The organism is Pseudomonas acericola (SeqCode) (assembly GCF_053456465.1).
Genome location: NZ_JBRFJB010000003.1, coordinates 744,295 through 765,681 on the forward strand (window position 1 = coordinate 744,295; position 21,387 = coordinate 765,681).

Consider the following 21,387-nt stretch of genomic DNA (forward strand, 5'->3'; position numbering starts at 1 on the left):
TCAATTCCTGATGGCCCAGAAGTTCAGTTGCAGCTCGGCAAACTCGCCGCTGACATGGAAGGCAAAGCCACCCGATTGCTCCAGCTGCGCGATGTCACGGGCACTGAGTTCCAGCAAGAAATAGGTTCTGTCGGCGTGGAACGGAATCTGTCTTGGCGCCACCGGCAGCGGCTTGAGGCGGATCCCCGGCAAGTGCAGGTTGACCAGCTCGCGGATCCGCTCCACGGCGCCGATCTTCAGGTGAGCCGGCAGGCGAGTGCGTAAGGTGTCGCCGTCGCACTGGGCACTCGCGGCGAGGATGAACGTCGCCACGCCGAGCAGTTTCAGCTCGCTGACCGGGCACACCAACACACCGTACTGGCGCGCCTGCAAGGGCAACTCGATGGCCTGTTGCTCCAGCACCATCGACAGCAGGCTGCGAATGGCCTCCATCAGCCCGCGAAAGCTCGCACTTTGATCGCTGTGCTGGTAGTGCAATTGCAGAAGGCAACGTTTGCTGTCATTGGCGAAGGTCGTTAACTCGCCGAGCATCGCCAACAGCTCGCGGTACAGGGTTTCCGGGCGAACCTGGGGCTGACGCGCGTAATGGCGCAGGACAGGTTCGGTGCGGTTGATCAACTGCAACATGAGGAAATCACCGATCTGCGTCCCCGGGGCGCCGCCGTTGCCACGGATACGCGTGGCAAGCACATCGCCACGGCTGGCCAACAGGCTGGTCACTTCGCTCAGGCACGCTGCCAGGTAACCGTGTTGCTGGAGGTAGATAAAGGTCGGGCTAAAGTCCGAATCCAGGGTGAGCCCCCCTTCGCTGGTGCACGCCATCACTTGGGCAACCTGGAGCGTGACCAAACGCTGGTCGCTGTGTTGCTCCCCGGCAACCAGGCGCAGATCCGGGCGCGCGCAATCGAGCCGACACTGGGACTCGCTGCCGGCATTGGAATCAGGGGCCTGCACTTCACCGCTGACATAACGCGCCAACACATCGACCTGCTCCGGCCGCCGGGTGTCGACCTGTGTGCCGTTGGCCAATGGCAATGCCAGGTAGATCCCTTGCTTGCCGGTGTTGGCCGCGACTTGCAAGACCAGCGGTGGCGTCGCGGCATCCAGTTCGAACAGGCTGCCATCCGGCAGCACGCCACTGGCCTGGCTGACCACGATCTTGCCCAGGTGCAGGTACTGCAAATCCATCGCCAGGCTCAAGAAGCCCCAGGCATCCGGGACCAGCAGGCGGGTCCAACTGAGCTGCTGCTGATAGTGGCGATCGTTGTGTTGCAGGTGCTGAGGCCGCAAGAGCATGCCTTCTTGCCAGACGACTTTATGAACCAGCATCTCAGCCCTCCCCCACGCCGACGTGGCGTATGCCTGTCTCGTCCAACACCAGTTCGGCCTGCGTACGCCGCTGCGCAGTGACGGGCAGCACCCAGCGCCATTGCACGTGCGGGAGGTCTCGATAAGCCGCCACCACCCCCACGTAGCGACTGTGTGGCGCAACGTTGAGCTTGAGTAGCCGCCGCTCACCCGGGCGCAGTTCCAGCTCTTCAGCGTTCACCCAATCTTTGGGCAGTACCTGCTCTGCACGCTCGTAAAGGCTGAAAAAGTCGCTGTTTTCAAAGGCCACCGGGTGGCTCAGTGCAATCAGGCGCACCACCACCGGCGAGGGGCGGCCATGTTGGTCCGGGTTGAGCCGCTCGCCGGCGGCCAGCGTCAGGTCCAGCTTGGTCAGCGACGAAAACGGCGATACGGCGCTGCAACCCGCCAGCAGCATTGCCAGCAGGGTCGCAAGGGAAGTTCGATACATGGACATCATCCTGGGTAGCCCGCGTGCAAGGTCGAGATCAGGCGTACCTGATCTTCGTAGGCCGCGAGAAAGTCACGGCCAAGCGCTGGCTCGCCCGGCGACTCGTGGTCAATCAACTGCTGGTAATAAAGTTGATACGCGCGCCAATGCGCGCCATCCCTGAAGAGCCTTGGGGACTTGCCCTGCCGTACAAAGCAGCGTTGCAGATGCTCCGGCGCAAACGCCTGCCGTGCACTGCGCACGGTGGCCCGGTACGCCGCCAGCATTGCCACTTGGTGGGCTTGCAGGTCGCGGAACGCCTGGGTCACGGCCTGCTGAGCGGGCAGCTCGCCCACTGCGCCGTCGCCCAGCAACGCGTGCATGTCCGTCAGGGCGTTGTGCCCGTGGCAATGACTGTCGAGGGGTGCCAGGTTCAACTCGCGTTTGAGCGCCTCTTGGGTGCGCAGACACTGTTGCACGTCATCAAGGGTGTGCTTGAGCAAGCTCGCGACCTTGATCGCCAATGCCTCGCAGCGCGGGGTGTCGAGCGTCTCCATGCGCAGACCCAACGCCTCGGCGAAGTGCGTCCAGAACGCGTCATTAGCCTGCACCGCCGTTGCAACGGGCAGCGGCGCAGCGGCGGCTTCCGCAGGCACGGTGAGCGTCGGCGTCCGCAGGTGGTCCCATTGCGGTGTACCGTGCTCCGTGCAGGGTTGCGGCGTGTCGTCAGCCACACATTCATCCTCGATCAACGGCTGCGGGGCCGGTGCCAGGAAGCCATCGTCGGGAATCGGCACGCGCTCGGCCAAGCGCTGCATCGGCGCCATCAACCGCGCGCGTATCGCCAGTGGCCCCAATTCGAAGACGCTGCCATCGTGGATGGGCCACGGCTGCCCCCGGCGCAGGCGTTCGGCGCTGCCCGCCACACCAATACCGTTACTGCTGATATCGGTGAGGAAATAGCATCCGTCCCGGTGGCTGACCAAGCCATGGTGGCTGGACAACACACGGCTGGTATCGGGCAGCACCCAATCGCAACCACTGCCCCGCCCGATCACACCGCCGGCGCCGTCAAACACCTTGCGGGCCAAGGGGTCGGCCTGGCCGCTGCGGCATACCTCTAACATTAACTGCATGGATGAACGCTCCGAGTCACTGGCCACGACGGCTCGCCTGTGGATCGCCCAAAGGGCGGTAATCACCGTCATCAAAGGCGTAATTGGCGCTACAGCCGCCCAGTAAAAAAACGACAAGCACCAGGGCTCGCCACCGACGATCAGGCATTGGGTCTCTCCCCTAACGGTTTCACTGGGCATCGCCCAGAGGGATATTCAGGCGCGCAAGGCGATACAGCAGGGTGCGCCGCGCCACGCCCAACTCACGCGCAGTGCGCGTTCGGTTGCCGCGGTTCTTGTGCAGGCAATCGATCAGGAACACCCGCTCGACTCGTTCCAGGCGCTGGCGCAGCGTGGCCTCGACAACCGCCACCGGCGAGTCCGGCACCAGCGAAAGGTGCGTCGGCAAGATGACGCCGTCATCACTCAGCAACACCGCGCGCTCCACCAGGCACTTGAGTTCGCGCACGTTGCCCGGAAAGCGGTGGCTCGACAGTTGATCGACGGCGGCGCCTGACCAGGCCATCGGCGCCTTGCCGAGCATCGCGCAGGCGTTGTCGGCGAAATGCCGGGCCAGTAACAGCACATCGCCGTCCCGCGCACGCAGGGCGGGCAATTCGATGGGGAACTGCGCGAGTCGGTAGTACAGGTCTTCGCGAAAACTGCCGTGTGCCACCATCGCTGCAAGGTCGCGATGGGTCGCGGCGATGATGCGCACATCGACCTTATGCGCACTGCTGGCGCCCAGCGGCCGCACCTCGCCCTCCTGCAATACCCGCAGCAACTTGGCTTGCAATGCCAGCGGCATGTCGCCGATCTCATCGAGCAGCAACGTGCCGCCATGCGCCGCGTCAAACAGCCCTGTGTGGTTGCGGTCGGCGCCGGTGAACGCACCTTTGCGATAGCCAAACAACTCGCTTTCCAGCAACCCTTCCGGGCACGCGGCGCAGTTTTGCACCACAAATGCCTGGGCTTTGCGCGGCCCGCTGGCGTGAATGGCGCGCGCCACCAGTTCCTTGCCCGTGCCGGTTTCACCGCGCAGCAATACGGTGTAAGAGGTATGCAGGACCTTGCCGATCAAGCGGCAAGTGTCTTCCATTGCCGCGCTGTTACCGATCAGGCCATAGGTGCTGATCGTTGGGGCACTCACCTCGGGCAGCACGCCTGCACCAGCAAGCCGCATGCGCCGCAACAGCGCCCGTTGATTCAGGGTAAAGCTGCCCAATTGCGCCAGCGAAACCGCGTAGCCTTGCAACGCCGCCGTGCATTGGCTGGCGCACACCAACACGCCAATGATTGCCTGGCGCGGGCTCAACAGCGGCACGCAGGCCAAGGCACGCCAGGGTGCCGACGCTACGGGCAGGAACGTGCTGTCATGGACGCTGCCGTGCACATCGTCGAGGCACAGGGCAATGCGCTGGTTCATGACACACTGCAACAGTTGCTCGTGCTGGAAGTCCCTGTCGCCCAGCGGCTGTGCGTCGCTTGCGTGCTGGGCAATCAGCGTCAGGCGCCCGCTCGTTTCATCCCGCCAATACAATTGGTTGAGTTCACACCCGCTCAGTTGCGCGGCAGCGGCCACGCACAGGTTCGGCAAACGGGTTGCATTGTGTTCAAGCCCGAGGCGGCCGATCCAATCCAGCAGGGTTTCGGCGTAGTCCAGGGGGGACGGCAGTTGACTGAATAACGTCTGCGTCATTGGCTGAACCCACAGACCGGTGCGCCGTGTTCGTCCAGCCGTGCGTGGACGTGGGCGAGGCATTCGCCAGCCGACATGGCATCCAGCAGCCGATCCGCCATCTGCGGCAGTATCTGGCTCTCGATCCATTGGTCGATGTAGCGCGCGCCGCTGTCGGTATGCAGGCAGCGCTGCGCCATGTGCGCAACCAGTTCGGCGGTGTAGGTGAACGTCAGTTTGCGTTGCAGCAGGCGCTGGCCCAGGCGCCCAAGCTTGAGGCGGGCGACGTCATGCAGCACTTCGCCAACAATCGGGTAGTACGGCACCACACGCATGCGCGCGAGCAACGCCGGTTTGAAGTGCGCCCGCAGCACCGGCTGGATCGCCGCTTGCAGCGCCTCGATGGAGGGCCGTCGGCCGTCGGCGCACAGCGCACCGATGCGCTCGCTGGCGAGGTTGGACGTCATCAGGATCAGCGTATTGCGAAAGTCGATGGCCCGGCCTTCGCCGTCATTTGCGCGGCCCTTGTCGAAGACCTGGTAAAACAGGTTCAACACCTCCGGATCGGCCTTCTCGACCTCATCGAGCAGGATCACCGAATACGGGCGCTGGCGCACCGCCTCCGTGAGCACGCCGCCTTCGCCGTAGCCCACGTAGCCCGGCGGCGCACCGATCAAGCGCGACAGCGCGTGCTTCTCCTGATACTCGGACATATTGATAGTGGTCACAAAACGCTCGCCGCCATACAGCACGTCCGCCAGGGCCAATGCGGTTTCGGTCTTGCCCACACCGCTAGGGCCGACCAACAGGAATACGCCCATCGGCGCGTCGGCATTGTTCAGCCCCGCCGCGACCGCGCGCAGGCTGCGGTCGAGGGCCTGCACGGCGTGCTCCTGACCGAAGAGGCGTGCGCGCAAGGCGTCGGCGAAACCGATGACCTTTGCACTGTGTTCCAGGGCGATCTGTGCCACGGGAATGCCGGTCCAGGCGCTGATAACCTCAGCGATCAGACGGGGGCAGACTTCGGCAGTGATCGACGGCTGCTGGTCATGCGGCAACGCCGCACACGCCTGTTCGATGGCCTCCACGCGCTGGTTCACGCCGTGCAAGGCCGCCTCGTCGACGGGCAGCCCGGCATCGGCGTCCCGGGTCAACGCCACCTGCTCACGCAGGGCTTCTGCGCGCTCGGCGTGCAACTGCTGAGCCGCCTCGGCGGGCATCGCCAGTTGCGTACGCAGCCTGGCACACGCGGTATCCAGCACATCCACGGCCTTGTCCGGCAACTGGCGCCCCGCCAGATAACGCGCGCTCATGTGGGCGGCGGCGACCACCGCGTCGTCACGCACGTACACGCCATGGCTGGCCTCATACACCGGCACCAGCCCGCGCAGGATCGATACGGCTTCGCCAACGCTCGGTTCATTGACCAGTACCGGCTGAAAACGCCGGGACAAGGCAGGATCTTTTTCGATGTGCCGTTTGTACTCCGACCAAGTGGTGGCCGCGACGGTCCGCAGTTCACCGCGGGCCAATGCCGGCTTGAGCAGATTGGCTGCGTCGCTGCCACCTGCCGGACCACCCGCCCCCACCAGCGTATGCGCTTCATCGACAAACAGGATCACCGCCTGTGGCGAAGCCTGGACCTCGTCAATCACACCCTTGAGGCGCCGTTCAAATTCACCTTGCAGGCTCGCACCGGCTTGCAGCAAGCCCATGTCGAGGCTCAACAGGCGCACCGCCTTGAGCGGGGCCGGCACCTGCGCGGCGACCACACGCAAGGCCAGCCCTTCGACGACGGCGGTTTTGCCCACACCGGCCTCGCCGACCAGGATCGGGTTGTTTTTGCGGCGGCGCATCAGGATGTCGATCAACTGACGGATTTCCCCGTCGCGACACAGCACCGGGTCGATCCGCCCTTCACGCGCCTGCTGCGTCAGGTCATGGGTAAAACGGTGCAGCATCGACCCCGTCACCGCCTGCTCGCGGGCAGGGGCTTGGCTCAGGATAAAGTCGCGCACACGCGCCACATCCAGGCGTGCCAGGCAGCGCTGATAGGCGTTGCCCGCATGCTCCAGCGGGTGGCGCAACAGCGCCAGCAACAGTGCACCGTGATCGACCTCGGGTTGCCCCAGTTCGACATGGGCAACCATCGACGCTTGCTGCAACCAGCGCACCAGCGGTTGGGCGAACACGGGATTGCGCGTCGCATGCGTCGCGCTCCTGGGTTGCAGCACGGCCTGCAGTTCACTCGCGGGCACGCCGGCGTCCATCAGGGCCTTGTCCAGCAAGCCGCCGGGATACTCCAACAGCACCAGCAGCAGATCTTCCACCAACACTTCCCGGCCACCGCGGTTGACACAACGCTCGGCAGCGCGCTCCAGGTCGCCGCGCGTGTCGGCGGTCAAGGTCTGGATCAGTTGTTGCAAATCGATATTCATCATTTCCCTTGATCCCTATTGAACATTGCCGGCCAGGGTGACCATGCCGTCGGCGCGCTCGTGCGCCAGCCACGTGGTCCAGCCCAGGCGACACACATTGCGTTCACCGATATGCAACGCGCGGATCTCGCCTGCGGCCAACACCAGGCGCAGGTCATAGGCCAGCGGATCGCGCACGGTTAGCCGCACCAGGGCGCACAACGCCGGATAACCTGTGCCGAACGGCAGGAACGCGTGAAAGCGCTGCCAATCGAGCCCGACGATATGCACCCGGAATTTGCCGCCACGGTCGGCAACGTGTTCGCCCAACACCAGGTCCAGGCCCAGCCCATGGTTGGCCAGGCCCAAGCGATTGCGCTGCGCTGGCACAATCGACACGCTGCGCGCCACCCACTGTTCGATAAACAATCGGTCGTGCTTGAAGTAGTAACGCAGCACCGTCTCGACCAAGGCCGCCGAATGCGCGCGCAAACTCAACAGCCCGAGGTACGGCAGCAAGCGCTGGCAATCGAGTTGCGTCACCTCGCGTATCGCCTGCCCGCCCAGGCCCACCAACGCAAACATCTGCTCGGAAAACACATCGCCGGCGCCGCGGCGAAACCGCGCGTGGTAGCGGTATTTGCGCCAGATCGGCAGCAGCAGCCGTTGCAGCCGGTGTTGAAACAGGTTGAGAAAATCCCGCGTCGCGTTGCCACCGGCCTGCTCGGCGCAGGCCTGTTCACCGTAAAACGCCGGTAGCGGCGAGCCTGCGCCAAACAGCCCGAGGACATTCAGGCGCAGGCGCGCACGCAGTTGCCCGTGTTCACTGAAAAACTCCACGCGGTCGATGTCCTGCCCGGGAAACCCGAGGCCTGGATTGGCGACAAACTCCAGTTGGTCGTACAGCGCGTCCTCCTCCAACAAGGGATGGGCGACGCGCAAGTGAGCGACCACTTGCAGCACCGCCTGGTACAGCGAGTACTCGCGAATGGTGCGGGTCAGCGTGCTTAGAGCAGGGGTTGTTGGCCCATCCGGGGTGGCCATAGGTACACATCTCCTTGTGTGCTGATCACGCGCAGTTCGTGGTACGAGTTGAGGCTGGCGTACAGCGCGAAAAACTCATTGAGGACCGAGGCGAACACAAACACTTCACCTTGGCCGAGAAAGCCCTGGGGCTCGATGCACAAGTCGACGCGTAACCCGCGCAATGGCAGGCCGTGATGCAAGCGATCGACCGCTTCGTGGCGGATCGAACGCAATGCGTCCAGGCGCCGCCGGCTGACTTTCTGCGCCTGGCGGTCGTGATAACGCGGCAGGTCGTAGGTTTCGAGGATCACTTTGAGCGGGTTGATATCGGTCAGCGACAGGTAGTTGAGCGACATGTGGCTGATCAGTTTCCACAGGAAATCCTGGTCCAGGGGCGGCGCAAAACTGGGGGTCGGCACGCTGATATTGCGAAACGTGACAAACTCCGGCGTCTGTTCGCAGGCCTGGCGGATATCACCCACCTGCAATTGCCGTGGCAGGTTGTGGTTGGTGCACGTCAGCTCGACCGACAGTGTTTCCTGCTCATGGCGGTGCCCATGACCGACCGCCAGCCAGGTATCCAGCCCGGCATGCTGCGCTGAAGCGCGCTGGCGAACGGTGTAGCTCGCAGCATCGCCATCATGTTCAAAGGATTCGAACGGCACGTAAGCCTGGTAGCCCAAGCCCCCCGGCCGCCAGCCGGTCACCGTGTCGACGGAAAACACACTGGCATGGCCGGGGGCATATTCCCCCGGCAGCAGCAGGTACTCGTCCTGCCTGGCGTCCAACCGCACCGGCACCGCGTCGTGCTGGAACAGGTTGACGATGGGCGTGCAATACAGCTTCACATTGTCCAGGGTCGGCGGCTGCGGCGCGTGCCCGCGAATGTCCAGGGCAAAGCGCAGCACCAGGCTGCGCGTGGCTTTCAGCACGTGCGCAGGCAACGTGTGGACGACTTCGAGCCCGGCAATATCGACAAACAGATACTTCTCGGGAAAGACGAAGTACTCCTGCAAATGGCGATAACCGCGAAAGGTGTTTTGCGGATAAGGGATCAACGCCTGATCTTCGGCAAACCCGACGGCTTGCACCTGCTGCGGGCACAGGCGCAACACAGTCGCCTGCCCGTCGCCGCCGTTGAACGGCACCCCGTCCGCGTCCAACGGCAGCAGTTCGATATGTTCCAGGTGCCGCAACAGGCTGAGGTACAACCCTTGGCTGATATAGCGGTCGCCGGCCAGATGCAGGCGCAGGGCATCGACGGCCAACATGCTGAAATCGCCCTCGGCGCTCATGTCCAGGCGCAGGCTCAACAACCCGCGCTCGCCTTGGGCTGCATAATCCAGCGCGCCGATCTGCCGCGGCATGACCCGGGTGGTGTAGCAGGTGCGGAAACGGCAGCGTGTGCCATTCAGCACCACGCTCTCCACGGCAGTATCCCGCGCCACCTCGACGCCCGGCCCGGCGTGCTTGAGCGGGTCGAACTGCAAGATGCTGAAGGCCGGCACCGGCCGCATGTAGTTGGGCCACAACAATTGCATCAGCGAGTGGCTCAGCTCGGGCAACTCATCGTCCAGTTTCTGGCGCAAGCGACCGGTGAGAAACGCAAAGCCCTCCAGCAACCGTTCCACATCCGGGTCTTGCCCGGCGTCGGCGAGGAATGGCGCCAGGGCCGGGTTGCGCTCAGAGAAACGCCGCCCAAGCTGACGCAGGGCGCTGAGTTCACTTTGGTAATAGCGGTTAAAGGCCATCGGGCAACACCTCGACCCGCCCGGCCTCACCCAGTTGTGCGCGGAAAGCGACGGACTGGGTGAGGCCGTTGACGGTCAACAGCGCGTCAATCACAAATGCCAGGACCAAGGGGTCACGATCACGGGGCAGCAACCGGACCTCGACATTTGCCAGCCGTGGTTCACAGGCCTGGATAAAACCTTCGATCTGCCGCCGTGACTGGCTCAACGACTCATGCAGGCTGCACCGCATGTCGTTGAAATCGGGTAACCCATAGTCCGGCCGTGTCTGCACGCTGCCTGCGCGGGTGCCGAGCATTTTCCCCAGGTGCATGGCGATGCAGGCCACTTGGGACGCATGAGTGGGCTGCGCCCGTTCGAGGCGTTCGAACAGGCTGCGGTGATCGACACTCATGCTTTGTCGAGCTTGCCGACCAGGGACAGGGTGAAATCCGCCCCCATGTACTTGAAGTGCGGCCGCACGCTCAGGTTCACGCGATACCAGCCGGGTTCGCCTTCCACGTCACTGACGACAATCCGCGCCGCGCGCAACGGGCGCCGCCCACGCACTTCGGCGCTGGGGTTTTCCTGGTCGGCGACGTACTGGCGGATCCACTTGTTGAGCTCCAACTCCAGGTCGGTCCGCTCCTTCCACGAGCCCAGTTGTTCGCGCTGCAAGACCTTGAGGTAATGCGCCAGCCGGTTGACCACCATCATGTAGGGCAATTGCGTGCCCAGGCGGTAGTTCAACTCTGCGTCCTTGCCTTCGGCGCTGATCCCGAAATGCTTGGGCTTCTGCACCGAACTGGCGGAAAAGAATGCGGCGTTGTCACTGCCCTTGCGCATGGTCAGGGCGATGAAGCCTTCCTGGGCCAACTCATATTCTCGGCGGTCGGAGACCAGCACTTCGGTAGGGATCTTGGTTTCGATTTCGCCCATGCTGTGGAAATGGTGCAGCGGCAAGTCCTCCACCGCACCGCCGCTTTGCGGGCCGATGATGTTCGGGCACCAACGAAACCGCGCAAAACTGTCGGTCAGGCGCGTGGCGAAGGCATAGGCGGTATTGCCCCACAGATAGTGTTCGTGGCTGTGGACCACGTTCTCCTGATAGACAAAGGTCTTCACCGGGCATTCAAGTGGGTCGTAGGGCGTACGCAACAAGAAGCGCGGCACGGTCAAACCGATATAGCGCGCATCCTCGCTCTGGCGAAAGCCCTGCCATTTGGCAAACTGCGGGCCTTCGAAATGGTCCTTGAGGTCCTTGAGGTCCGGCAACCCGGTGAAGCTTTCGAGGCCAAAGAAGCCCGGCCCCGCAGACGCGATAAACGGCGCGTGGGCCATGCAGGCAACGCTGGACGCGTACTGCATCAGCTTGACGTCAGGGGCACTGGGCGACAGGTAGTAGTTGGCAATGATCGCGCCCACGGGCTGGCCGCCAAACTGGCCGTATTCGGCGCTGTAGACGTGTTTGTACAGCCCGGACTGGGTGATCTCTGCCGAGTCTTCGAAGTCGTCGAGTAAGTCCTGGCGGGCGACGTTCAACAGCTCAATCTTGATGTTTTCACGGAAGTCGGTGCGCTCGACCAGCAGCTGCAAGCCTTTCCACGCCGCCTCCAGTGCCTGGAACTCAGGGTGGTGGAGAATTTCATCCATTTGCCGGCTGAGCTTGGTGTCGATTTCGTTGATCATCCGGTCCACCAGGCGTTTCTTCACCGGTTCACCGCTGTTATGTGGCTTGACCAACTCTTCGATAAACGCGGCGACACCGCGCTTGGCAATGCCATAGGCCTCATCATCGGCGCTCAACAGGGTCTGGGCGATGATGCCGTCGAGGATGCTGCATTCGCCGGTGTGTTGCAGGGGCTGTGGCTGTGTTTGAGTGCTCATGCATCAGTGTCCTTTTACTGAAAAAATCATGCGTCAGGGCTGCTCAGGCCCAGCTCGGCCAAGACCCGTGCGCGGGAATCGTCATCGGCCAACACCTGCTCAATGGCCTTGCGAAAACTCGGTGTGTTGCCCAGCGGGCCCTTGAGCGCCATCAACGCTTCACGCAGGGCCATCAGTTTTTGCAGCTCCGGGACCTGCTCCACCAAGCTTGCGGGGTTGAAGTCCTTGATTGAGTTGATGCGTACCGCAACGGCCAGCTCTTGCGTGTCGGCCTCGTCCTGCAGGCGATTGGGCACGTTGAGGGTGAGTTTCAATGCCTGTTTGGCAAGCACCTCGTCCAGGGTGTTCTTGTCGATACCGATGGGTTTTCGATCCTCCAGCTTGCGCAAGTCCTCGCGCCCGGTGAAATCCCCCAGCACCAGCAGTTTCAACGGCAGTTCGACCTCTTCCTGAGCGCCGCCAAGCGCGGGCTTGAACGTAATATTGATGCGCTCTTTAGGCGCGATCGACCCTTCTTTGGCCATGGTGTTTCTCCTTTTCCCTGTGGCTCGAAAGCCTATTCAAGTACCGCTTCCAGATCGAAACGGCACAACCTGCGGTGGGTGTCTTCCTTGCGCTCGCGCACGGCCTGGCTTTGCGGCAAGAGGTCGCAACAGCGGTACAGCAATTGCGCGACCTGCAAGGCCAGCGCCGGCTCCCAACGCTCCAGCCCGGCGTGTTGCAGTTCTTGATCGAGCTGTTCGAGCTGTACCTTCGCCAACTCGTGTTTGCCTGCCAGCACACACAGCCGCGCTACGGCCAGGCGCCACTGGAAACGTTCACGCTCACTGCCGGCGGCACGCACGCCCTGGCTGAGTGGGTTGACGGCGGCCTTGAGCCCGTCCTTGCGCAGCACGGGCATGACCTGCTGCAAGGCGGTCTCCCACGGCTGCGCTGCCGCATCGACGGCCACCTTGGGTGGCTCGGGCTTGCGCAGATGGCGTTCGACGTGGAGCGTGATCCAGTCACGGGTGGCGGCGTCGGCAAAGGGCATGCCGTCGTGAAAACGCAGCTCGGGGAGGTTTGGCAGGCGCTTGAGCAACAGGGCGAAGTCGGCCTCAAGTTCAGCCATCGCCGCTTCGGCCTGCAACGCGGCCAGGCATTCCCAGACCCGGCGCAGGCCATCGAACCAGAACATCGCCGTCGCGAGGCTGGCTTCAAGCTCAAGCAACAAGTCGGCGTAATGGCCTTGGTCGAAGCGCTCCTGGTAGCGCTGGCGTTTGTCTGCCGTGGGGCCACGCAGGGTGGTGATGCGCTCGCCGTCGGCATCCGGGTAGCCCACCAGCGTCAGCCAGGCCATGGCGCGACTCAGGCGCAGGGCGCGCAAGTCGGTGGCATCCTGACGCAACCACCAGGCGCAAAGCGGCCGGGCGTGATCCTGCAAGATACGCAGCCGTTTGTGCGCAGCTTTTTCGCTGTCGATTGCGGGCTCCGGCGCAAGCAATTGGGTGGTGGCGTGCTTGAGCTGGGCAATCACCGCGCCCACTGCCCCGGGCTCTGGCGCCGTTTGTTCCGTGCGCTCGAGATGTTCCGCCAGTTGCCGGCGAACCGGCAGCAACAACGGTGCGTCATCCCTCAACTGCCCGGACCAGTGTTCGTCGAGCAGCGTGAGGTGTTCGAGGATGGCTTGGAATAATGGGCGTTGCGGGTGCAGCGCCAGGTTTTGCAGGCTCAGCGGCTCAAGGCGCAGCACCAGCCAGCCAAAAGCAGCCGCGCGGGTACGTGGCTTGGCGGGGTAAACCTCGTCCCAATGCCGCTCGCAGAGATAACGCAGCAACCCCAGGCCAGCGAGCAACCCGGGGAAGGATTCGCACTGATGCAGCGCCCAGGTCAACCACACTGCAACGCGCAGATCCTTTGAATGATGGCGCAACAGACACTCAGCGACGTCCCTGACTTTCTGCCAATCCGGCTGGCCGCTGCCATGTATCGATTGCACCTTGGCCAGCTCGAACTCCAGCGCTTCGTATTCACCTGAAAAGCGCATGTCACTGCCGGCAAAACTCGCCGCCGAGCAAGGCCAGCGCGCCAGTTCAAGGTAATAATCCAGCAATTTATCGGAGTAGATCATGCGCAGCCATAGACGACAATTAAAGGCAGGGCGGGCAAACTAATCATCGATTCAAACGCGAGATCAGCGTGCCACATCAACTTCGCAGAATCGCCGCGAAGTTCGCAAACCTTAGCCACGCCAACAGCATTGGGCAAGTAACGAAACAGGGGTTAAGGAATATCCTACAACCCTTACAAAACAAGGCGATGCGCAAATATTTGCGCAGCTTGATCGGCTCGAAATCCGTCAGGAAGCACGCAAGCCATTTAAATGCGAAGCACACCAAGATGAGCAATTAACTGCGCACTACCGCGCAATTAACGCGAGCAAATAACTCCAAAATCTCACCAAATCACTCATCAACTTACAACTAACTAACCGCCCACCCTTATTTCATTGGCCCCTGCACTTTCAGGCACGCTTCTTGTTATAGAGCCTTGCCCACCCGGCACCCTCTGCCGCGTGGAACCGTTCAAATAACCAGGCAAGGAAAGCGACATGCCAACACCCGCGTATCTCTCCATCACCGGCGTCAAACAAGGTTTGATTACCGCAGGCACCTTTACCCAGGACTCGGTCGGCAACATCTACCAGGAAGGCCACGAAGATCAGATCTTGGTGCAGGCGTTCAGCCATCAAGTGATCATTCCCCGTGACCCGCAATCCGGCCAACCCACCGGGCAGCGTGTGCACAAGCCGCTGATGATCAGCAAGATCTTCGACAAGTCCTCGCCCCTGCTCTTCAGCGCGCTCACGGCGGGCGAAGAGGTCAAGTGCCGCCTGGAGTGGTTCCGTACCTCCTCGGCCGGGACCCAGGAGCATTACTTCACCATCGAGTTGGAGGGCGCGACCATCGTCGATATCCAGTCACGTATGCCCAACTGCCAGGACCCGGCGAATGCACACTTCACCCATCTGGAGGACGTGCACTTCACCTATCGCAAGATCGTCTGGACCCACGAAGTGGCCGGCACGTCCGGCTCGGACGACTGGCGCACGCCCGTAGCCGGCTAGACCATCGCCAACGGGTGCTTGCGCTTCGGCGCACCAAACACCCGGTCGATGGCCTCCAGGTCGTGTTCATCCAACACCAGCTGTGCGGCCCGGGCGTTAAGCCGCACATGCTCGGGGGTCACGGCCTTGGGGATGGCGATCACACCGTCCTGGCGCAACACCCAGGCCAGGGACACCTGCGCCGGGGTGACGTCATGACGGCGGGCGATCTGCTTTAGGGTGGGGCTGGCGAGCAGCGCACCGCCCTGGGCAATCGGGCAGTACGCCATCAGCGGTAGATGGTGCTGCTGCCACCAGGGCAGCAAGTCGAACTCGATGCCGCGTTCTTCAATGTTGTAGAGCACCTGGTTGGTGGCGCACGCCGGAGCGGCGAGCTCCTGGAGGTCTGCCACATCAAAGTTGGACACACCCCAGCGGCCGATCTTGCCGGCTTCACGCAAACACTCGAAGGCTTCGACGGTTTCTTCCAAGGGATACTGGCCACGCCAGTGCAGCAGGTACAGATCGATATAGCCCGTGCCCAGGCGTTGCAGGCTGGCATCGCAGGCACGTGGCACGCCCTTGCGGCTGGCATTGTGCGGATACACCTTGCTCACCAGGAACACCTGATCGCGCCTGCCGCGAATGGCTTCGCCGACCACCTCCTCGGCGCCGCCTTCACCGTACATTTCGGCGGTATCGATCAGGCTCATGCCCTCGTCGATCCCCAATTGCAACGCCGCGACTTCGGCACGGCGCTGACTCGGGTCCTCGCCCATTCGCCAGGTGCCCTGGCCGACAACAGGCACGGGTACACCGGCCAGATCAATGGTACGCATGACAACCTCCTGATGAGTTCGCGGATAAACAGTGTGGCATTCGCCGGACAAAAGGGTTCAATCGCAGTATGGTTGGCGCCTGCCAAGTCGCCAGGAAGAACCTGCAATGCTGTTTGTCGTCATGCTCGGGGGCAAGCACCCGCGAGCCAGGATCGAAGTGCACGATGTGGTATTCGCCGTGGCGGATACGCTGCAAGCCACCTACCCGCAATTACGCGATGCGTGGTTTGGCAGCGCCAAAGGTGTCCACATTGATTCATGGATGGCGGTGGACGGCGTGGACGGCTGGAAGATCCAGCTCAGCCACCTTGCCCCCGCTGCCGGCGCCGAGCGCCTGTTTTTCATCAACCTGGGCGGTTATGAAGCCAACTCGTTTGGTGAAGCCCATCACTACCTGCTGGTGGTGGCGTGCAATACGCGGGAAGCGAAAGCCCTGGGCAAGCAGCAGATGCTGCGGCACTGGGCCCAGGCCCATACCGATGCCGTGATGGATATTGATGACTGCCTGCCGATTGACCTGGTGGATGGGCGCTACATTCACCTGGAGCAAGGCCCACATCGGCCCATCGTGCAGCACAACGACTATATCGTGCTGCCCTGATGGCAACTGTGGGAGCTGGCTTGTGTGGGAGCTGGCTTGCCTGCGATAGCGGTCCGTCTGTGTACATATCCATTATTTAGGTAACGGCGACTTAGGGTTCCGCTCTTACAGCGGGTCACTTTGCAAAAGCGGCAAAGTAACCAAAGCGCTCTTGCCCCAACACTCGGTGCCTCGCCTAGGCTCGGCATGCCCGAACGAAGGCTTGAATCCGTGGGCCGCCGCCACGCGCCATCCATGGCGCGGGGCGGCTAACCCGGCGTCCTGCCGGGTTACCCACGGATTCAAGCCTGCGTTCGGCCAGCGTGTTTGACGGGGCAAGTAAGATCAAAAGCCAGAGCGCGGCGGCCTAGTAGCCGACCGGTATTTGTCCTGTCGATCTCGGTTGAAAATGTGGGAGCTGGCTTGCCTGCGATGCAGGCAACTCGGTACATCAGGCACACCCAGTTGATGCCATCGCAGGCAAGCCAGCTCCCACAGGAGAACGCGCACGCTTCCTCGATCAGGTCGGCTGTCAGGCCGCCTCGCTTTGTTTTTGATTTTGATCTTAGGCGCCCCGTTAAACACGCTGGCCGGAATTCGACATGGATTTGGGGGGTAAACCGGCAGGGATGCCGGTTTAGCCGCCCCGCGCCATGGATGGCGCGTGGCGGCGGCCCCCCAAATCCATGTCGGATTACGGGCATGCCGAGCCTAGGCGAGGTGCCGAGTGTTGGGGCAAGAGCGTTTTGCTTACTTTTGCGCTCTTCAAAAGTGAGCCGCCGTAAGGGCGGAACCAATAGCCGCCGTTACCGAAGAAATGGATATGTACTCCATCCCCCCGCGGAACTTTGCCAACAAATAACCGCCTGAATCCGGTACGCTCCCCCTTTTTACCCAAAGGAGATCCTCCCCATGGCCAAAGCCACCGCCCGTCACATCCTCGTTTCCACTGAAGACAAGTGCAACGAACTCAAAGCCCAAATCGAAGGCGGCGCTGATTTCGCAGAAATCGCCAAAGCCAATTCCAGCTGCCCATCCAGCCGCGACGGCGGCAACCTGGGCTCGTTCGGCCCAGGCCAGATGGTCAAGGAATTCGACACCGTCGTCTTCAGCGCCCCGGTCAACACCGTGCAAGGCCCGGTAAAAACCCAGTTCGGCTACCACCTGCTGGAAGTCACCAGCCGCCAGGACTGATCCAGTCTGCGCTGATGCCCTACACAACGGCCCGCCTTTTGGTGGGCCGTTGTGCATGTGACAACTGGCGACACGGATGCCGTTAGCGTACAAATCCCTATTCCTGTTCACCCGGCGCTCAAGGCTGATAATGCGATTGGCTTTTCTAAGACTGCTTACTGCTTCCCTGCTATTGACCAGCACCGCCGTGCTCGCGGCGCCGCAACCGTACCTCACCGTGTACGGCGAACCGGCCAAGTACCCCGCCGGCTTCCACCACTTCGACTACGTCAACCCCAACGCCCCCAAGGGCGGCAGCCTGAAGCGCTCAGCCATCGAGATCGGGCGTTTTGACCATGTGCTGCCGTATATCGACAAAGGCATCGGCGTGTCCCAGGTCGACGGCTGGCTGTATTCGCCCCTGGCCCAGCGCTCCCTGGATGAGCCGTACACCGTCTATGGCCTGGTCGCCGAGAAGATGGAACGTGCCGAGGATGGCCTGTCGCTGCGCTTCTTCCTCAACCCCAAGGCGCGTTTCGCCGACGGCACGCCGATCACCGCCGAAGACGTACGCTACAGCTACAACCTGCTGATGACCCAAGGCCGCCTGGGCTTTCGCACGCTGTTCGCCGACGTCAAGCACGTCGAAGTCGAAGGCGAGCGCCAAGTGCGCTTCGATTTCTCCAGCAATGAAAACCGCACCCTGCCCCTCGACCTCGCGACCCTGCCGGTGCTCCCCGAGCACTGGTGGAAAACCCGCGACTTCGCCAACGGCGGCGGCTACGAGATACCACTGGGCAGCGGCCCGTACAAGATCAGCAAGATCGACTCGGGCAGCACCATCACCTTTACCCGCGACCCGAACTGGTGGGGCAAGGACCTGCCCGTCAGCCGTGGCCTATACAACTTCGATCACCTGAGCCTGGAGTACTTCGGCGACACCGAAGTGGCGCGCCAGGTCCTGCGCGGCGGCGCCTATGATTTCAACCGCGAGTTTTCCGCCACTGGCTATTCCATCGGCTACAACGGCCCGGCCCTCGACGATGGCCGCCTGCAACGTGCGCACCTGGCCAAAGAGATGCCGCAACCGGCCCAGGGCTACGTGTTCAACGTGCAAAAACCGATGTTCAAGGACCGCCGCGTGCGCCAGGCCCTGGCGATGCTGTGGGACTTCGAATGGGCCAACCGGCAGATGATGCGCACTATGTACATCCGCCAGCAGAGCTTCTTCTCCAACAGCCCGCTGGCCGCCAGCCAACCGCCCACCCCGGAGGAACTGGCGATCCTCGAACCCTTGCGCGGGCAGGTTCCCGACGAGGTCTTCAGCCAAGTGTTCAAGGCCCCGGTCACCGACGGCAGCGGCATGATCCGCGACAAACAACTGCAAGCCCTGGCCCTGCTGGAAGAGGCCGGCTGGAAACCGGACGGCGACAGGCTGGTCAACGCCGAGGGCGAGCCGCTGGAGTTCACCTTCCTCAATACCCAGAACGGCCTGGAGCGCCTGTTGCTGCCGTACAAACGCAACCTCGCGCAGATCGGCATCACCTTGAACATCCGCCGCATCGACTCCTCGCAATACGTGAACCGCATGATGGCGCGCGATTACGACATGATCGTGGTCGGCTTCCCGGTCACCACCTCGCCGGGGATGGAGTTGTACAACTACTTCGGCTCGGACGCCGCATTCGATCCGGGCGCCAACAACTACATGGTGCTCAAGGACCCGGCCGTCGACACCTTGATCAAAGGCCTGGTCAAGGCCAACACCCAGGCGCAGATGCTCACCTACGCCCACGCCCTCGACCGAGTGCTGCAATGGAACTACCTGTGGATTCCCAACTACTACCCGCCCGGCACGTCCGCCGCGTGGTGGAACCGCTTCGGCCGCCCGGCCGTCGAGGCAAAAAACGATGAAGCCCTGGAAAGCTGGTGGGAAATCAGCCCCACGCCGCTGACCAACGAACAGATGAAACAACGCGGAGGCGGCCACTGATGTTTGCCTATATCGTGCGGCGCCTGCTGCTGATCATCCCCACGCTGGTGATTATCCTGCTGGTCAACTTCGTCATCGTCCAAGCCGCGCCCGGCGGGCCGGTGGAACAAGCCATCGCCCACTTGCAAGGCATCGGCGGCGGCGCAGTGGGTGGCTCAGGCGGTGACGGCATCAGCGGCGGCTCCCGCGCCAGCCGTGGCCTGGACCCGAAGCTGATCAAGGACATCGAAAAACAATACGGCTTCGACAAGCCCGCACCGGAACGCCTGTGGCTGATGCTCACCAGCTACGCCCAATTGGATTTCGGCAACAGCTTCTTTCGCGGCAAGACAGTGATCGACCTGATCCTGGAAAAGATGCCCGTCACCATCTCCCTCGGCCTGTGGGCCACGCTGATCACCTACCTGGTGTCGATCCCCCTGGGGATTCGCAAGGCGGTGCGCCACGGCAGCAGCTTTGACGTGTGGAGCAGCACCGCGATCGTTATCGGTTACGCGATGCCGGCGTTCCTGTTTGCGATGTTCCTGATCGTGGTGTTCGCTGGCGGCACCTCGCTGAACTGGTTCCCGGTGCGCGGGCTGGTCTCGGAGAACTTCGAAGAACTGAGCACCGTGGGCAAGATCGCCGACTACTTCTGGCACCTGGTGCTGCCGGTGACCTCGCTGGTGATCGGCGGTTTCGCCACCCTGACCATCCTCACGAAAAACTCGTTCCTCAATGAAATCACCCGTCAGTACGTGGTGACTGCCCGCGCCAAAGGCCTCAGCGAACGGCGCGTGCTGTACGGCCATGTGTTCCGCAACGCCATGCTTCTGGTCATCTCGGGCATTCCCCAGGCGTTTATCAGCGTGTTCTTTGCCGGTTCCCTGCTGATCGAGGTGATTTTTTCCCTCGATGGCCTGGGCCGCATGAGCTACGAGGCAGCCGTCTCGCGGGACTATCCGGTGGTGTTCGGTTCGCTGTTTATCTTCACCCTGTTCGGCCTCTTGATAAAACTCATCGGTGACCTCTGCTACACCCTGGTGGACCCGCGTATCGACTTCGCAGCGAGGAACGCCTGATGCTTAACCTGTCTCCCGTGGCCCGTCGGCGTTTCGACCGGTTCAAGAAGAACCGTCGCGGCTGGTGGTCGTTGTGGCTGTTTATCGGCCTGTTTATCCTCACCCTCGGCGGCGAGCTGATCGCCAATGACAAGCCGCTGGTGCTGAGCTTCAAGAACGAACTGTATTTCCCGGTGTTCAAGCGCTACACCGAGCAGCAGTTCGGCGGCCAGTTGCCGTTCCAGGCTGACTACCGCAGTGACTACGTGCAAAAGCTGATCAAGCAGGACGGCGGCTGGATGCTGTTCCCGCCGATCCCATTCAGCGACGACACGCCCAACTACGAATTGACCCGCCCTGCCCCCAGCCCGCCCTCGGCGGTGAACTGGCTGGGCACCGATGATCAGTCGCGGGACGTGTTGGCGCGGGTGATCTTTGGCGCACGGGTGTCGATCCTGTTTGCCCTGGCGCTCACCGCGATCAGCGCGGCCATCGGTATCGCCGCCGGTGCGTTGCAGGGCTACTACGGCGGCTGGGTGGATTTGATTGGCCAGCGCGTGCTGGAAGTGTGGTCCGGGTTGCCGGTGCTGTACCTGCTGATCATTCTCTCGGGCTTTGTCGAGCCGAATTTCTGGTGGCTGCTGGGGATCATGGCGCTGTTTTCCTGGCTGGCCCTGGTGGACGTGGTGCGCGCCGAGTTCCTGCGTGGGCGCAACCTGGAATACGTCAAGGCCGCCCGGGCCTTGGGCTTGGGCGATGCGAAGATCATCCGTCGGCATATCCTGCCGAACGCGATGACCGCCACCTTGAGCTACCTGCCGTTCATCTTGACCGGGGCGATTTCCACCCTGAGCGCCCTGGATTTCCTCGGCTTTGGCATGCCCGCCGGCAGCGCGTCCCTGGGCGAGTTGATCGCCCAGGGCAAGCAGAACCTGCAAGCGCCGTGGCTGGGCCTGACGGCGTTTTTCACCCTGGCGCTGATCCTGTCGCTGCTGGTCTTTATTGGCGAGGCGTTGCGTGACGCCTTCGACCCCCGCTCATGAGTGA

At 62.5% G+C, this 21,387-nt stretch carries 19 protein-coding genes; 6 read left to right on the forward strand and 13 right to left on the reverse strand.

Annotated features, from left to right (window positions below; translation table 11 throughout):
• The 12 genes from tssK to tssA are packed head-to-tail and all read right to left on the reverse strand — an operon-like array spanning position 1 to position 13,740.
• Entirely contained in the window at positions 1–1,329 is a 1,329-nt protein-coding gene (gene tssK, locus ACU688_RS15430) for a type VI secretion system baseplate subunit TssK (RefSeq protein ID WP_448185445.1), read from the reverse strand.
• Position 1,330: 1 nt separating this feature from the next.
• A complete protein-coding gene (gene tssJ, locus ACU688_RS15435) occupies positions 1,331–1,798 on the reverse strand; it encodes a type VI secretion system lipoprotein TssJ (RefSeq protein WP_448185446.1) in 468 nt (155 codons plus the stop codon).
• 5 nt (positions 1,799–1,803) lie between these two features.
• Positions 1,804–2,913, reverse strand: coding sequence for a type VI secretion system-associated FHA domain protein (locus ACU688_RS15440; RefSeq protein WP_448185447.1), 1,110 nt, complete (start codon positions 2,911–2,913; stop codon positions 1,804–1,806).
• A gap of 16 nt (positions 2,914–2,929) precedes the next feature.
• Positions 2,930–3,061: a type VI secretion protein gene (locus ACU688_RS15445; protein ID WP_448185448.1), complete on the reverse strand. Its 132-nt coding sequence runs from the start codon at positions 3,059–3,061 to the stop codon at positions 2,930–2,932.
• A gap of 21 nt (positions 3,062–3,082) precedes the next feature.
• The gene (locus ACU688_RS15450) at positions 3,083–4,591 is read right to left on the reverse strand and encodes a sigma-54 interaction domain-containing protein (RefSeq protein WP_448185449.1); all 1,509 of its coding nucleotides are present in this window, start codon (positions 4,589–4,591) and stop codon (positions 3,083–3,085) included.
• A complete protein-coding gene (locus ACU688_RS15455; protein ID WP_448185450.1) occupies positions 4,588–7,011 on the reverse strand; it encodes an AAA family ATPase in 2,424 nt (807 codons plus the stop codon). The genes ACU688_RS15450 and ACU688_RS15455 overlap by 4 nt, the downstream gene beginning before the upstream one ends.
• A gap of 12 nt (positions 7,012–7,023) precedes the next feature.
• Complete coding sequence (gene tssG / locus ACU688_RS15460; RefSeq protein ID WP_448185451.1) at positions 7,024–8,031, reverse strand: type VI secretion system baseplate subunit TssG; 1,008 nt, start codon at positions 8,029–8,031, stop codon at positions 7,024–7,026.
• On the reverse strand, positions 7,995–9,764 hold the full coding sequence (tssF, locus tag ACU688_RS15465) for a type VI secretion system baseplate subunit TssF (RefSeq protein ID WP_448185452.1): 1,770 nt from the start codon (positions 9,762–9,764) through the stop codon (positions 7,995–7,997). Before tssF ends, tssG begins: the two co-directional genes overlap by 37 nt.
• Complete coding sequence (tssE, locus tag ACU688_RS15470; RefSeq protein WP_448185453.1) at positions 9,754–10,158, reverse strand: type VI secretion system baseplate subunit TssE; 405 nt, start codon at positions 10,156–10,158, stop codon at positions 9,754–9,756. Before tssE ends, tssF begins: the two co-directional genes overlap by 11 nt.
• On the reverse strand, positions 10,155–11,630 hold the full coding sequence (tssC, locus tag ACU688_RS15475; protein ID WP_448185454.1) for a type VI secretion system contractile sheath large subunit: 1,476 nt from the start codon (positions 11,628–11,630) through the stop codon (positions 10,155–10,157). Before tssC ends, tssE begins: the two co-directional genes overlap by 4 nt.
• Positions 11,631–11,656: 26 nt before the next feature.
• The gene (tssB, locus tag ACU688_RS15480) at positions 11,657–12,154 is read right to left on the reverse strand and encodes a type VI secretion system contractile sheath small subunit (protein ID WP_448185455.1); all 498 of its coding nucleotides are present in this window, start codon (positions 12,152–12,154) and stop codon (positions 11,657–11,659) included.
• A 32-nt stretch (positions 12,155–12,186) separates the two neighbouring features.
• A complete protein-coding gene (tssA, locus tag ACU688_RS15485) occupies positions 12,187–13,740 on the reverse strand; it encodes a type VI secretion system protein TssA (RefSeq protein WP_448185456.1) in 1,554 nt (517 codons plus the stop codon).
• Between the two features lie 480 nt (positions 13,741–14,220).
• On the opposite strand from tssA, the gene ACU688_RS15490 reads away from it, so the two are divergent.
• Positions 14,221–14,736 (forward strand): Hcp family type VI secretion system effector, encoded by a 516-nt coding sequence (locus tag ACU688_RS15490; RefSeq protein WP_017737018.1) that lies wholly within the window; start codon positions 14,221–14,223, stop codon positions 14,734–14,736.
• Here the strand turns inward: ACU688_RS15490 and ACU688_RS15495 are convergent.
• On the reverse strand, positions 14,733–15,554 hold the full coding sequence (locus ACU688_RS15495) for an aldo/keto reductase (RefSeq protein ID WP_448185457.1): 822 nt from the start codon (positions 15,552–15,554) through the stop codon (positions 14,733–14,735). The two genes, ACU688_RS15490 and ACU688_RS15495, sit on opposite strands and share 4 nt — an antisense overlap.
• Before the next feature lie 106 nt (positions 15,555–15,660).
• Between ACU688_RS15495 and ACU688_RS15500 the strand changes: the two genes are divergently transcribed.
• The 5 genes from ACU688_RS15500 to ACU688_RS15520 all read left to right on the forward strand — a co-directional run bounded on the left by ACU688_RS15500 (position 15,661) and on the right by ACU688_RS15520 (position 21,383).
• Entirely contained in the window at positions 15,661–16,155 is a 495-nt protein-coding gene (locus ACU688_RS15500; RefSeq protein ID WP_448185458.1) for a DUF1543 domain-containing protein, read from the forward strand.
• A gap of 891 nt (positions 16,156–17,046) precedes the next feature.
• Positions 17,047–17,328 carry a peptidylprolyl isomerase gene (locus ACU688_RS15505; protein WP_010210937.1) on the forward strand — a complete coding sequence of 94 codons (282 nt, stop codon included), beginning with the start codon at positions 17,047–17,049 and terminating at the stop codon, positions 17,326–17,328.
• A 130-nt stretch (positions 17,329–17,458) separates the two neighbouring features.
• Positions 17,459–19,300 carry an extracellular solute-binding protein gene (locus ACU688_RS15510; RefSeq protein WP_448185459.1) on the forward strand — a complete coding sequence of 614 codons (1,842 nt, stop codon included), beginning with the start codon at positions 17,459–17,461 and terminating at the stop codon, positions 19,298–19,300.
• Complete coding sequence (locus ACU688_RS15515) at positions 19,300–20,361, forward strand: microcin C ABC transporter permease YejB (RefSeq protein WP_017737227.1); 1,062 nt, start codon at positions 19,300–19,302, stop codon at positions 20,359–20,361. The genes ACU688_RS15510 and ACU688_RS15515 overlap by 1 nt, the downstream gene beginning before the upstream one ends.
• Entirely contained in the window at positions 20,361–21,383 is a 1,023-nt protein-coding gene (locus ACU688_RS15520; protein ID WP_448185460.1) for an ABC transporter permease, read from the forward strand. The genes ACU688_RS15515 and ACU688_RS15520 overlap by 1 nt, the downstream gene beginning before the upstream one ends.
• Positions 21,384–21,387 lie beyond the last annotated feature (4 nt).